Origin of the sequence: Pseudothauera nasutitermitis (assembly GCF_004801295.1) — a bacterium.
GTDB lineage: Bacteria > Pseudomonadota > Gammaproteobacteria > Burkholderiales > Rhodocyclaceae > Pseudothauera > Pseudothauera nasutitermitis.
In genome coordinates, this window is the sequence record NZ_SSOC01000002.1 from 118,097 (window position 1) to 131,106 (window position 13,010).

The window sequence follows — 13,010 nt, forward strand, 5'->3', positions numbered from 1 at the left end:
GCCGCGCGCAACGCGCGGACATGCTCTGCAACCGACCACTAGGAACGCCATGAAATCGACCGTACGCTCCCGTCCGCCGCGCCCGCGCGCGGCGGCCCCGCTTTCCCGCGCATTGCTGCTCGCCTTCCTCGGCAGTGCGGCCGTGCTGGCCATGCCGCCCGCCCAGGCGCAGGCCGCCGATGAAGTCGCGGTCCGCCAGTTCGACATCGCCGGCAGCGATCTCGATACCGCGCTGGGGCGTTTCGGCCGCCAGAGCGGCACGCAGATCGCCGTGAATGCGGAGGTCACCGCTGGTTTGAGCAGCCCCGGCGTGCGCGGCACCTTCACCGTGGCCGAGGGCCTGCGCCGGCTGCTTGCCGGCACCGGGCTGGAAGCCGTGCGCGACGCCAGCGGGGAATACACTCTGCGCAAGGCGCCGCCCGCTGCCGGCAGTACGCCGAAAACGCTGAGTGCCGTGCAGGTCACCGCCAACCAGCTCGGCGAGATTTCCGAGCACACCGGCAGCTACACCCCCGGTGCCATCGCCACCGCCACCCGGCTGGTGCTCACCCCGCGCGAGACGCCGCAGTCGATCAGTGTGGTGACCCGCCAGGAGATGGATGACTTCAACCTCACCACCATCGACAAGGTCATGGCGCACACGCCGGGGGTGAGCATCATCACCTACGACAGCGAGCGCACCGAATTCCACGTACGCGGCTTCGGCGTGCAGAACTTCCAGTACGACGGCATCCCGATGGAGCGCGATTCGTCCTACTCCGCGGGCAACACGCTCAGCGACATGGCGATCTACGACCGCGTGGAAGTGCTCAAGGGCGCCACCGGCCTGCTCACCGGCAGCGGCGAGCCCGGCGCGACGATCAACCTGATCCGCAAGAAGCCCACGCGCGACTTCCAGGGCCACGCGACGCTGGGTGCGGGCTCGTGGAACAACTACCGCGGCGAACTCGATTTCAGCGGCGCGCTGAACGAGGCCGGCAGCCTGCGCGGCCGGGTGGTGGTGGCCCAGCAGGACAAGCATTCCCACCTGGACGGCTACCAGCGCCGGACCTCGGTGTTCTACGGCGTCCTGGAAGCCGACCTGACGCCCGGCACCCTGCTGACCGTGGGCGTGGACTACCAGGACAACGACCCCAAGGGCTCGACCTGGGGCGGCATCCCGATCTACGACAGCAACGGCAATTTCAACAAGCGTTCGCGTTCCTTCAACAGCGGCACCAGATGGAGCAGCTGGGCGCAATACACCCGCACGGCATTCGCCACGCTGGAACACTACTTCGACAACGACTGGGTGGCCAAGCTGCAGCTCAACCACCAGATCAACGGTTACGATGCTCCGCTCGGCTCAGCCGGTGGCGGGAATCCGGACCCGGCGGACGGCAGCGGCACCTCGCTGTGGCTCGGCCAATACAAGGGCAAGACGCGCGCCAACGCGGCGGACTTCTATGCCAGCGGTCCGTTCGAACTGCTCGGCCGCAAGCACGAGCTGGTGCTCGGCGGCAGCATCAGCGAACGCACCTGGACCAACAAGAGCGACGGTCCGAACGTGGGATATCCGACCAGCATTGCGGACTACTACGGCTGGAACGGCCGCATTCCGGAACCGGACTGGAACGACCCCGCCGCGTGGCACGGTGAAAACCGCGAAACCACACGGGAAAACGGCCTCTACACCACCGCCCGCTGGAACCTGCGCGACAACCTCAAACTCATCACCGGCGCGCGCCTGTCCAACTACAAGCGCGAATCCATGCGCGAATCCGGCGTGCTCGTGCCGTACCTCGGCGCGGTGTACGACATCAACGACACCTATTCCGTGTACGGCAGCTACACCAGCATCTTCAAGCCGCAGTCCGCGCGCGACGAGTCCGGCAGCACGCTCGATCCGCAGGAAGGCAACAACTACGAACTGGGTGTGAAAGGCGCCTTCTTCGGCGGCCGCCTGAACGCCAGCGCCGCCGTGTTCCGCCTCGAGCAGGACAACTACGCCGAGGAAACCGGCAACCTGACCCCCGATGGCGGCACCGCCTACCGCGCCATCAACGGCGTGCGCACCAAGGGCTACGAGCTGGAAATGTCCGGGCAGTTGAACGAGTTCTGGAGCCTCCACGCCGGCTTCACCCACAAGGTGGCCCGGCAACAGGGCGAGAAGGTCTCCACGCTCACCCCGGAAAACCAGTTTTCCCTGTTCACCACCTACAAGCCGGGCGGCCGCAACGGCCGGCTCACGCTCGGCGGCGGCGCGCGCTGGCAGGACAAGACCTGGGGCGACGTGTACAACCCGGCCGTCGGCACGGTCAAGCATACGGTGGATGACTACTGGCTGGTCGACGCCATGGCCAACTGGCGCTTCAGCGACAAGCTCAGCGCGTCGCTCAACATCAGCAATCTGTTCGACAAGAAGTACTACACCATCTTCAACTGGTACAGCACCTACACTTGGGGCGAGCCGCGCAGCGTCAACCTGTCGGTCAAATACACCTTCTGAGGACATGCCGGCGGCGGCCAGGGGCGGCTGCCGGTATTTCACCCGATGGACATGGAAAAGCGCCCTTGCAGGCGCTTTTCCCCATCTGCCCGGCGTGTTCAGTTGAGCGAGGCGATGCTGCACTTGCCCCGCTTCTTCACCGCATACATGGCCAGATCGGCCTGATGCAGCACGGCTTCCGCGCTCAGGCCGCAGCCCGCCCGGTAGAACGCCATGCCGATGCTGGCGCGCACGGTGACGGTATGCCCTTCCAGATCCATCGGCTCGCACAGCGCGGCCAGCGTCTTCTCGGCCACCTGGCGGGCTTCCGCGTCGGCATGCAGGCCTTCCAGCACCATGACGAATTCGTCGCCGGCCAGACGCACCACCAGATCGGAACGGCGCGATACCGACAGCAGGCGCTGCGCCACTTCCTTGAGCAGTTCGTCGCCGATGTCGTGGCCCAGATCGTCGTTGATCTTCTTGAAACCGTCCAGATCGATGAACAGCAGGCCGATCAGGCCGCCTGTGCGGTCCGCGCGCGCCATCGCGCGCGGCAGCGAAGCCGACAGCCGGCGGCGGTTGGGCAGGTCGGTAAGCGCGTCGTGGGTGGCCTCGCGTTCCAGCAACTGCTCGATGCGCTTCTGCTCGGAGATGTCGGTGATGAAGCCGACGAACATCACCAGATCGTCCAGGCGCAGTTCCCCCACCGCCAGGCGGATCGGGAAGATGGAACCGTCCTTGCGCATTGCGGTGGTCTCGCGTCCTATGCCGATCACCCGCTTCGGCCCGCCGGAAAGATAGTTGGCCAGGTACTGGTCGTGTGCGGAGCGCTGCGGATCGGGCATCAGCATCTTGATGTTGCGGCCGATCAGTTCGCTCTGCTCCCAGCCGAACAGGCGTTCCACCGACGGGTTCACCGAGACGATGATGCCGCGGCGGTCGATGGTGATGATGCCGTCCACCGCGGTATCGAACACCGCCTTCTGGCGCGCCTCGCTCAGATGCAACTGCTTGTAGAGCATGCGGAAGCGCAGGGACAGGTTGACGGCCAGCACGATGCCGCCGAGCACCACGGTGACGATGGTGATGCCGATGATCAGATCGGTGTCGAGGCTGTGTTCGTGGCCGGCCACCTCTTCGCCGATGAAACGCGCCGCGTTCATCGCCACGTAGTGCATGGAGGCCACCGCCACCCCCATCGCGGTACCGCTGAGCGCGATGGTGCCGCCGTTGCCCAGGTAGCGGCTCTGATGCAGGCCGAAGCGCAGCCACAGGGCCAGCCAGGCCAGCACCACCGAAACGACGATGGAGATGGCGAACCAGAGCGGATCGAAACGCAGCATGGGCGCCATCTGCATCGCCCCCATGCCGCTGTAGTGCATGGCGCCGATGCCGGCGCCCATCAGCACGCCGCCGACCATCAGCTGATTGGGGCTCACGCTGTCCTTGGCGAGCATTTCCAGCGCGATCCACGAGGCCAGGATCGCCGGCACCACCGACAGGGCGGTCAGGAAGGGGTCGTAACTCACCGGCGTGCACAGCTTGAAAGCCAGCATGCCGATGAAGTGCATCGACCAGATGCCCGCACCCAGCGCCAGCGAACCGGTGGCGATCGCCATCTGGCGGAACAGCGCGGTGTGGCTGTCGCGCGCGATGCCGGCGATCTGCATGGCGATGCAGGAAACGAGGATGGCGATGAGCACCGACAGGGCCACCAGGCCGTAGTGGTACTCCCCCATCATCAACAGCGCGGGATCGCCATTCGCCCAGAAAAAACGTTCCAGCTCCAGCATCGGCAACCCCTTCCATGGTGGACTTGTCATGCATGGCAGTGCTGAAAAAACGTGTTTTCCTGCGATGCGCGATCGATATTATAGGAACGCCTCAGGGCATGTCATCGGCCTTTGACAGGCGGGAATTTCCTTGTTTGATGGGAGTTCCCGGCCGGCCTATCACCGAAGACATAGGTCTCGCCACGTGCCGGAATCCGTCGGGAGGGAGGTATGCGAGAGCATTCGTGGTGGAAGGACTCGCGGGCCGGAATCGAGTAATCTGCCCTGGCCCGACAGGCCCGGAGAGCGCAGCATCGAGCATCATTCCGTCCTTGGCCCGCGCATCCGCGCGTGCGGACAAGGTCCTTTTGCCGTATCGACAAGGAGGTACTCCATGGCTTCGATTCAGCTACTCGGCATTGCCGGCAGCCTGCGCCGCGCATCCACCAACCGCGGGCTGCTGCGTGCCGCCCAGGCCGGCCTGCCCGAAGGCGCCAGCCTGCAGATCGCCGAACTGGGCGACATCCCGTTCTACAACCAGGACATCGCCGAGAAGCCCGAGGCAGTCCGCCGCGTACTCGCGCAGATCGGCGCGGCCGACGCACTGGTGCTGGCCGCCACCGAGTACAACTACTCGCTGGCGCCGGCACTGAAGAACATCCTGGACTGGGCCTCGCGCGAGCCGGACAACGCGCTGCTCGCCGGCAAGCCGGTCGCCATTCTGGGCGCCGGCGGGGGCATGGGCAGTTCGCGCGCGCAGTATCACCTGCGCCAGGTCTGCGTGTTCCTGGACCTGCGGCCGCTGAACAAGCCGGAGGTTTTCGCCAATGCCTTCAGCGGCAGTTTCGACGGCGAAGGCAATCTGACCGACGAGCGGCTCATCAAGCTGATCGGCGAACAGATGAGTGCCCTGGTGGGCAAGGTCCGTCAGCCCGGCAACGCGGGCTGAAGCAACACGGCCCGGCGCCATTCAGCACCGGGCCGCGCATGCTCGCTCATCCCCGCGCACCGTCGAGCGGCCACGCGGGGATGCCTGGCGAATGCCTCAGAACTTCAGCGTGCCCTTCATCACGCCCCAGTGGCCGGGGAAGGAGCAGAAGAAGGTGTAGTCCGTGCCGGCGGTGAGCTTGGCGACGTCGAAGGTCACGGAATCGGATTCACCGGCGCCGATCACCTTGGTGTGGGCGATCACGCGGGTGTCGCCCGCCTTCACATAGTCCTGCGCCGCGCCGGCGGCCATCCCCTCGGTCGCCGCGTCCTTGAGGTCGGCGGTCTTCACCAGCACCCAGTTGTGGCCCATGACGTTCTTGCCCAGCTTGCCGACGTGCTTCAGGTGCACGGTGAACTGCTTGCAGCTCTTGTCGACGGTGATTTCCTTGACGTTGAACTGCATCGCATCGTTGCCCTCCACGGTGACTTCGCAGGTGGCCGCCCAGACCGGCGCAGCGCAGAAGAACAGAGCGGCGGCCAGGATTCCTTTCATTTTCATTGCTTCTTTCCTTGTCAGGATGATGGACAGGAATATTCTAGAACCTGTGTGGCCCGGCATGCCAGACGCCGTTGCGCGCCGGAGGGCGGGTGGCCGCTGTAGCCATTCATTCGAACTCCGCACTACAATAGGAACGATTATCAATCCTATCAAATTCCGGCGTATTCGTCCCGCACATGTCCGCCCACGACACCTTTCCTGACGTGCAGGCCCTCTACCGTGAGCACCACGGCTGGTTGCACGGCTGGCTGCGCCGCAGGCTGGGCGACTCCTGCACCGCCGCCGATCTGGCCCAGGACACTTTCCTGCGCCTGCTCGCCGGACGGCGGGAACGCCGCATCGAAGAGCCGCGCGCCCTGCTCACCCACATCGCCAAATGCCTGGTGGTCGACCACTGGCGGCGCCAGGAAGTGGAGCGCGCGTATCTGGAAATCCTGGCCCGCCGGCCCGAACCGCAGGCGCCTTCGCCCGAGACGCGCATGCTGGTGATCGAGGCCATCGTGCGCGTCGATGCCATGCTTGCCGGGCTGCCCGCGCGCAGCCGCGAGATCTTCCTGCTGGCACAGCTGGAGGGGCTGACGCTGCAGCAGATCGCCGAGCGCACCGGCGTCCCCGTGATCACCGTGCGCCGGCACATCCAGAAAGCGCTGCTGGCCTGCATGGCCGTACTGTAGGCAGACCTGCGATGAGCCCTCCGCCGCAACCGGATTTCGCGCTGCTCAAGGAAGCGGCCGACTGGGCCACCACGCTGCATTTCGGCACCCCCTCGAGTGCGGAGCACGACGCCTTCGAGCGCTGGCGCGGGCAAAGTCCCCAGCACGAGGCTGCCTGGGCGCGCGCGCAGAGCGTGCTCTCCGCCTTCGGACAACTCGACGGCGACACGGGCAAAGGCACGCTGCACGCCCTGGAGCGCATGCGCGGCCGCCGGCGCAGCCTGCGCGTGCTGGGGGCGCTGCTGCTCGCGGCACCGGCCGGGTGGCTGGCCTGGAACCAGGCGCCGTGGCGGGAATGGAGTGCCGACCTCGCCACCGTGACCGGCGAACGCAGAACCTGGATGCTGCCGGACGATTCGCGCCTGGTGCTGAATACCGCCAGCGCGGTCAACATCGCCTATGGCGAGGCCGAGCGGCGCATCGTCCTGGTCGAAGGCGAAATCCTCGTCACCACGCACGCCGACCCGTCCCCGGTGTTCCGCCCGTTCATCGTGGAGACCGCGCAAGGCCAGATCCGCGCGCTGGGCACGCGCTTCGGCGTGCGCCGCGTGGACGACGACAGGACGCGCGTCAGCGTCTTCGAGCACGCCGTGGAAATACAGCCGCTGGACGGCCCGCCGCGCATCCTGCAAGCCGGCGAACAGGCCGACTTCGACGCTTTCGGCGTGCGGGCCGGCAAGCCGGTCGATGCCGGCGCCGCGCTCTGGGAGCACGGTATGCTGGTGGCACGCAACATGCGTCTGGCGGAGGTGGTCGCCGAACTGGGCCGCCACCGCCGCGGCATCCTGCGCTGCGACCCGGCCGTGGCCGATCTGCGCGTGTCCGGTTCCATCTCCCTGGGCGACAGCGATGCCGCCCTGGCGCTGCTGGCGCAGACCATGCCGCTGCGCGTGGCGCGCATCACCCCGTACTGGATCACCGTCGCGCCGCGCTGAGCGCACGGACACGCCAGCTTCCCGCTGGCCAAAAAGGGCCCGGTGTCACCCCACTTCTTTACCCAGCACGCGCGACAGTACCCGGCGTGCATTGGCGGCGCAGTCCATGTCTCCGGGCTTGGCCTCAATGTCCTGGATGAGTGCGACCAGTTGCGCCCTGCTCTGGGCAAGCTTCGCTTCGAGCGCCTCGATATCGCCCACTTTTCGGCGCAGCGCCTCAAGCAAGGCGTCGTGCTCCCAGTGTTCCAGGTCCGGCGGGAGCAACGTGCGGATTTCATCCAGGCTGAAACCAGCCTTTTGTGCGGTCGTGATCAGTTCGAGCGCCAGTACCGCCTCGGGCGGGTAGGTCCGGTACCCATTCGGCCGTCGATCCACCGTCCTCAATAGGCCGGCACGCTCGTAGAAGCGAATACGCGAATTGGTCAGCCCGGTGCGCTTCGCCAACTCCCCGATGTTCAAGTTGGAACTCCTCGAAAAAACCCACTTGACCTTTAACTTAACTTCAAGGTTATGGTGCGTCAAATTCCTGTGATTGGAGCCTTCCATGTCCCTTTTTTCCCCACTGACGCTGCCCTCCGGCGCCGTGATCCCGAACCGCATCGCCAAGGCGGCGATGGAAGAAAACATGGCCGACGACGACCATGCGCCCTCGGCCGAACTGCTGCGCCTCTACCAAGCCTGGGCCGAGGGCGAAGCGGGACTGATCATCACCGGCAATGTGATGGTCGACGCCCGCGCCATGACCGGCCCCGGCGGCGTGGTGCTGGAGGATGACCGTCACCTCGACCGCTTCCGGGCCTGGGCCGAAGCAGCGCGCTCGCGCGGCGCCGGGGCGTGGATGCAGATCAACCATCCTGGCCGGCAGATGCCGGCCGGGCTCGGCCAAGAGACGCTGGCACCTTCCGCCATCGCGCTGGACCTCGGCAAGCAGTCCAACCGGTTCCGCATGCCGCGCGAGATGACGGCGTACGACATCGCGGAGGTCGAGCGCCGCTTCGTGGCCACCGCGCGCCTTGCCGAGCGCGCGGGGTTCACCGGCGTGGAGATCCATGCCGCGCATGGCTATCTGCTCAGCCAGTTCCTCTCGCCCCTGTCCAACCATCGGCAGGACCGCTGGGGCGGCGCCCTGGAGAACCGCGCACGCCTGCTGCTCGACATCGTGCGCGGCGTGCGCGCTGCGGTCGCGCCCGGTTTCGCGGTCGCCGTCAAGCTCAACTCGGCCGATTTCCAGCGCGGCGGCTTCTCGCCGGAGGACGCGCAAGCCGTGGTGGCGATGCTTGCTCCGCTCGGCGTCGATCTGGTCGAACTTTCCGGCGGCAGCTACGAGGCACCAGCGATGATGGGCGCCTCGCGCGATGAGCGCACCCTGGCGCGCGAGGCCTATTTCCTTGAGTTCGCCCGCGGCATCGCCGCTGTGGCAACGATGCCGTTGATGGTCACCGGCGGCATCCGGAGACACGCGGTCGCGCAGAAAGTGATCGACAGCGGCATCGCCATGGCGGGGATCGCCACCGCGCTGGCGATCGAACCGAACCTGCCCCGCAATTGGCGGCTCGGCCGGCCGGACGTACCCACGCTCAAGCCGATCACCTGGAAAAACAAGCCGCTCGCCGCCACCGCTCACATGGCGGCCGTCAAATACCAACTGAACCGCCTCGGCCGCCAGCGGCGCACAGCTCCCGGCGTTTCGCCGATCTGGGCGCTGATCGTCTCGCAAGCGGACGCCAGGCGCCGCGCCCGCCGCTATCGCCGCTGGATGGAAGAACGATCCGTCCGCACCGAGGGACTGGCCATGCCACGGAAGACGGATCGGCATCCGGATGCTTGCCCCTGAAGTCAAAAGCCGCGCCGGGTGGTCGCCTTGTCGCGCTGAACAAAAAATATCCGCCCGGTGATGAGCACTTTTTCCGTTTCGTCCGGTGCACGGAGGAATGGTCCGTTTCCACGACGGGCCACGCCTTCCGCATCCAACCAAGAGGACGAAACAGCATGATCCGATCCATCCCCCTCCGCTCGCACCGGCGCCGGCATCCCCTGGCGGTCACCGCGCTGGCCGCCGCCCTGCGGGCCGGCCTCGGCGCGCTCGCATTGAGCGCCCTGCCCGCCGGCCCGGCCTTCTCCGCCGAATCCGCCGCGGAGCGCCAGTACGCCATCGCCGCCGGCCCGCTGGGCGACATCCTGGCGGAGTACGCCGCCACGGCCGGCGTGCAACTGGTCTTCGACCCGGCGCTGCTCCAGGGGCTGCACAGCCCGGGCCTGCAGGGACGCTACGCGCTGCGGGAGGGCTTCGAGCAACTGCTGCGCGACAGTGGCTGGCAGGCCGTTCCGCAAGGCGGCAACGGATGGTCGCTGCGCAAGGTGGCGGGCGGACGGCCGACCGCCACGCTGGCCGCCGTGACCGTCAGCGCGCAGCGCCTGCAGGACGGCACGACCGAAGGCTCCGGCCAGTACACCACCGGCGCGATGAACACGGCCACCAAGATGGCGCTTTCGCCGCGCGAGACGCCGCAATCGGTGAGCGTGCTGACCCGTGCGCAGATTGACGACCAGAACCTCACCACCCTCGATGACGCGGTCCAGCAGATCACCGGGCTGACCATCCAGAAAGGCTATTACACCGGCGATTCGGGCAGCTTCAGCGCACGCGGCTTCCCGGTTGCCAACCTGCTGCTCGACGGCGTGCCGACCAGCGCCGGCGCCAACGGCACCTTCAATGCCGACAACGACGCGCTGGACATCTACGACCGCGTCGAAGTCGTGCGCGGCGCCACCGGCCTGACCACCGGCGCCGGCACGCCGTCCGCCGCCATCAACCTGGTGCGCAAGCGCCCGACGGCGCAAACCCAGGGCCGCGTGACGCTGAGCGCGGGCAGCTGGGACAACTATCGCGCCATGGTGGATGCCGGCGGCCCGCTCAACGAGGCCGGCACGCTGCGCGGCCGGGTGGTGGCCAGCGTGCAGGATTCCGACAAGTTCTACGACGTCGCCCACGACCGCAACCACCAGCTCTACGGCATTCTGGAAGCCGACCTGACGCCCGAGACCGTGGCCACCCTCGGTTTCCACTACCGCAAGGTGGACAACGACGGGCTGCTGCCCGGTCTGCCGACCAACCCCGACGGCAGTTTCCTCTCCGGCCTGCGCCGCTCCGCCAATCTCGCCAACGATTTCGACTACTGGAAACAGACCGACAAGACGCTGTTCGCCGAGCTGACCCATCGCTTCGCCAACGACTGGCAGATGAAGGCAGCGGCGGTGTGGAAGCGCCCCGAGCAGGACATGCTGTTCTCCGGCCTGTACCGCAACGGCGGCGTGCTGCGCCAGAACACCCAGCACTACCGCCTCGACAACGAGCAGGACAGCTACGACCTCTCCCTCAATGGCCCCTTCTCGCTGTTCGGCCGCACGCATGAACTCATGCTGGGCGCCAGCTATCGCAGCCGCGACAACCTCAACTGGGGCGGCTGGGCGGCCTACAGCTGGACGGCGGCCGGGCCGGCGGTCGATCCCTACGACTGGGATTCGTCCGCGGTGAGCAGGCCGGACATCGACATGACGCTGTGGGGCATCGACACGACCACCCGCCAGCAAGCCGTCTACGCGGCCACGCGGCTGAGCATCGCAGATCCGCTGAAAGTCATCCTCGGCACGCGCATCAACCGGTACAAGCACGACAACCACCGCAACAACACGAGCTACAAGGTCAACCAGGAACTCACCCCGTACCTCGGCGCGATCTACGACCTGGACGACCGCCATTCGGTCTACGCGAGCTGGACGGAAATCTTCGAACCGCAGGGCAGCTACGACAGCAGCGGCAAACTGCTCGACCCGATCACCGGCACCAACTACGAAGTCGGCGTCAAGGGCGAGTATTTCGGCGGCCGCCTGAACGCCAGCCTGGCCGCCTTCGTCATCCGGCAGCAGAACCGCGCCACCGACGACCTGGCCGGCCCCAACCCCTGCCCCGGCAGTGCCTGGGGCTACTGCCAGCGGGCGTCGGGCGAGGTGGAAAGCAAGGGCATCGAGCTGGAAGTCAGCGGCGCGCTGACCCCGGACTGGCAACTGATGGCCGGCTATACCTACGTGGCCGCCAAATACACCAAGGATGCCGAGCGCTCGAACATCGGCAGGCTGCTCAATCCCAGCCTGCCGCGCCACCAGTTCAAGCTGTCCACCAGCTACCGCCTGCCCGGCGAGCTCAGGCGCTGGCGGGTCGGCGGCAACCTGTACGCGCAGAACGGCATCAAGGCCAGCGAAGACTCGCGCATCCGGCAGTCCGGCTACGCCGTCGTCGGCCTGCATACCGCCTACAGCGTGGACAAGCAGACGGAAATCCGCCTGAACATCCACAACCTGTTCGACAAGCGCTACTACCAGACCATCGGCTGGGATGCCGGCGGCAACGTCTTCGGCGCGCCGCGCAACTTCACGCTGAGCGCCCAGTACTCGTTCTGAGCGGGCTTCGGCCCTCGTGCCCGCCGGCGGCTTTCCAGGAGGCCGCCGGCGGCGGGGCGTTCATCCCGCCGCCCGGCGCTCCTCTCCGGCTCGACCCGCCCTACGACCCGCCGGAACTGCTCCGTTCCACCCGCTCCAGCCTGTGCAGCTCGCTCACCGGGCAACTCACCGGCTGTCCGACATGGCGCGCCAGGATGCGCTCCATCACGCCGAAGGTGCCCGCGCTGGTGGTGTAGCCGATGCGCTCCACCCACTGCAGCTCCCGGCACGGAATGCTGAAGGTGATCAGGTAATCCCGCCCGGGGCCGTCGTCGACCTGGATGTGGTACTCGTCGATGTAATTCCACCCCGACAGCGAGAACGACGGCACCATGCGGACCGCCTCGCCCTGCCGGTAGCCGCGCTTCTCCAGCGTCTGCCGCCAATCGGTCTCGGGCTCCGGGGCCTTATCCACCGAGGCGCAGGCGGACAGCAGCGCGAAAAGCAACGCCACGCCCCATGGCCTGTCGATACGGGTCCTACCACTCGGCTTCATCTCATGCCTCCTTGCAGCGGATAGCGCCGGTTTGCGCACGGGCCGTTTGACGCTCGTGCGCAAACCAGCAAGAATGAGAAAACTTCTCAATTATAGCCAGCCAACCCGTCCGGGCCAGCCAGCAATCCGCGCATCACGGAGATTTGCATGAGCACCGCTGCGCCCGATTCCATCGACGCGCTCTATCGCGACCACCACGGCTGGCTGCAGGGCTGGCTGCGCAGGAAGCTGGGTTGCGGGCACCAGGCCGCCGACCTGGCGCAGGACACCTTCGTCAGCCTGCTGGCGCGCCCGTGCCAGCCCGATGAGCCGCGCGCCTACCTGCTCACCATCGCCCGCCGGCTGGTGTTCGAAACCTGGCGGCGGCGCGACCTGGAGCGTGCCTGGCTGGCTCAACTGGCCACGCTGCCCGAGGCGTGCGCACCCTCCGAGGAAGAGCGAGCCATCGTGCTCGAAGCGCTGCTCGCCATCGACGCCCTGCTCGACGGGCTGTCGCCCAAGGCGCGCCGCGCATTCCTGCTCAGCCAGCTCGAAGGGCTCACCCACGCGCGCATCGCCGAAGAACTGGGCGTTTCGGTCAGCCGCGTGCGCCAATACATCGCCCAGGCGCTGGCGCGCTGCTACGAGGCCGTGTAGTT

At 66.9% G+C, this 13,010-nt stretch carries 11 protein-coding genes; 7 read left to right on the top strand and 4 right to left on the bottom strand.

Annotated elements, in window-relative coordinates; translation table 11 throughout:
• The first annotated feature begins 49 nt into the window (after window positions 1-49).
• Window positions 50-2,488, top strand: coding sequence for a TonB-dependent siderophore receptor (locus E6C76_RS04705; protein WP_211090112.1), 2,439 nt, complete (start codon window positions 50-52; stop codon window positions 2,486-2,488).
• 98 nt (window positions 2,489-2,586) lie between these two features.
• Here E6C76_RS04705 and E6C76_RS04710 read toward each other — a convergent pair whose 3' ends face one another.
• Window positions 2,587-4,263: a diguanylate cyclase domain-containing protein gene (locus E6C76_RS04710; protein WP_168734242.1), complete on the bottom strand. Its 1,677-nt coding sequence runs from the start codon at window positions 4,261-4,263 to the stop codon at window positions 2,587-2,589.
• Window positions 4,264-4,636: 373 nt separating this feature from the next.
• Here E6C76_RS04710 and E6C76_RS04715 point away from each other — a divergent pair, with 373 nt between their 5' ends.
• On the top strand, window positions 4,637-5,191 hold the full coding sequence (locus tag E6C76_RS04715; RefSeq protein ID WP_136347113.1) for an NADPH-dependent FMN reductase: 555 nt from the start codon (window positions 4,637-4,639) through the stop codon (window positions 5,189-5,191).
• 96 nt (window positions 5,192-5,287) lie between these two features.
• On the opposite strand, the gene azu is transcribed toward E6C76_RS04715, so the two are convergent.
• Window positions 5,288-5,731, bottom strand: coding sequence for an azurin (gene azu / locus E6C76_RS04720; protein ID WP_136347114.1), 444 nt, complete (start codon window positions 5,729-5,731; stop codon window positions 5,288-5,290).
• A gap of 176 nt (window positions 5,732-5,907) precedes the next feature.
• Here azu and E6C76_RS04725 point away from each other — a divergent pair, with 176 nt between their 5' ends.
• Both E6C76_RS04725 and E6C76_RS04730 read left to right on the top strand, forming a co-directional pair.
• Window positions 5,908-6,405, top strand: coding sequence for a sigma-70 family RNA polymerase sigma factor (locus tag E6C76_RS04725; RefSeq protein ID WP_136347115.1), 498 nt, complete (start codon window positions 5,908-5,910; stop codon window positions 6,403-6,405).
• A gap of 11 nt (window positions 6,406-6,416) precedes the next feature.
• Window positions 6,417-7,379 (top strand): FecR domain-containing protein, encoded by a 963-nt coding sequence (locus E6C76_RS04730; RefSeq protein ID WP_136347116.1) that lies wholly within the window; start codon window positions 6,417-6,419, stop codon window positions 7,377-7,379.
• 45 nt (window positions 7,380-7,424) lie between these two features.
• On the opposite strand, the gene E6C76_RS04735 is transcribed toward E6C76_RS04730, so the two are convergent.
• Window positions 7,425-7,838, bottom strand: a complete 414-nt coding sequence (locus E6C76_RS04735) for a MerR family transcriptional regulator (RefSeq protein ID WP_136347117.1) — start codon at window positions 7,836-7,838, stop codon at window positions 7,425-7,427.
• A gap of 85 nt (window positions 7,839-7,923) precedes the next feature.
• Here E6C76_RS04735 and E6C76_RS04740 point away from each other — a divergent pair, with 85 nt between their 5' ends.
• Window positions 7,924-9,213, top strand: a complete 1,290-nt coding sequence (locus E6C76_RS04740) for an NADH:flavin oxidoreductase/NADH oxidase family protein (RefSeq protein ID WP_136347118.1) — start codon at window positions 7,924-7,926, stop codon at window positions 9,211-9,213.
• 155 nt (window positions 9,214-9,368) lie between these two features.
• Complete coding sequence (locus tag E6C76_RS04745) at window positions 9,369-11,837, top strand: TonB-dependent siderophore receptor (RefSeq protein WP_136347119.1); 2,469 nt, start codon at window positions 9,369-9,371, stop codon at window positions 11,835-11,837.
• Between the two features lie 100 nt (window positions 11,838-11,937).
• On the opposite strand, the gene E6C76_RS04750 is transcribed toward E6C76_RS04745, so the two are convergent.
• Window positions 11,938-12,372 (bottom strand): DUF6491 family protein, encoded by a 435-nt coding sequence (locus tag E6C76_RS04750; RefSeq protein WP_168734243.1) that lies wholly within the window; start codon window positions 12,370-12,372, stop codon window positions 11,938-11,940.
• Between the two features lie 147 nt (window positions 12,373-12,519).
• Between E6C76_RS04750 and E6C76_RS04755 the strand changes: the two genes are divergently transcribed.
• Window positions 12,520-13,008: a sigma-70 family RNA polymerase sigma factor gene (locus tag E6C76_RS04755; RefSeq protein ID WP_136347121.1), complete on the top strand. Its 489-nt coding sequence runs from the start codon at window positions 12,520-12,522 to the stop codon at window positions 13,006-13,008.
• Window positions 13,009-13,010 lie beyond the last annotated feature (2 nt).

Bases quoted from the DNA above. Each gene is read 5' to 3' on its own strand.
- E6C76_RS04755 (WP_136347121.1), top strand. From the start codon at position 12,520: ATGAGCACCGCTGCGCCCGATTCCATCGACGCGCTCTATCGCGACCAC.
- E6C76_RS04730 (WP_136347116.1), top strand. From the start codon at position 6,417: ATGAGCCCTCCGCCGCAACCGGATTTCGCGCTGCTCAAGGAAGCGGCC.
- E6C76_RS04705 (WP_211090112.1), top strand. From the start codon at position 50: ATGAAATCGACCGTACGCTCCCGTCCGCCGCGCCCGCGCGCGGCGGCC.
- E6C76_RS04725 (WP_136347115.1), top strand. From the start codon at position 5,908: ATGTCCGCCCACGACACCTTTCCTGACGTGCAGGCCCTCTACCGTGAG.
- E6C76_RS04710 (WP_168734242.1), bottom strand. From the start codon at position 4,263: ATGCTGGAGCTGGAACGTTTTTTCTGGGCGAATGGCGATCCCGCGCTG.
- E6C76_RS04740 (WP_136347118.1), top strand. From the start codon at position 7,924: ATGTCCCTTTTTTCCCCACTGACGCTGCCCTCCGGCGCCGTGATCCCG.
- E6C76_RS04715 (WP_136347113.1), top strand. From the start codon at position 4,637: ATGGCTTCGATTCAGCTACTCGGCATTGCCGGCAGCCTGCGCCGCGCA.
- azu (WP_136347114.1), bottom strand. From the start codon at position 5,731: ATGAAAATGAAAGGAATCCTGGCCGCCGCTCTGTTCTTCTGCGCTGCG.
- E6C76_RS04745 (WP_136347119.1), top strand. From the start codon at position 9,369: ATGATCCGATCCATCCCCCTCCGCTCGCACCGGCGCCGGCATCCCCTG.
- E6C76_RS04750 (WP_168734243.1), bottom strand. From the start codon at position 12,372: ATGAAGCCGAGTGGTAGGACCCGTATCGACAGGCCATGGGGCGTGGCG.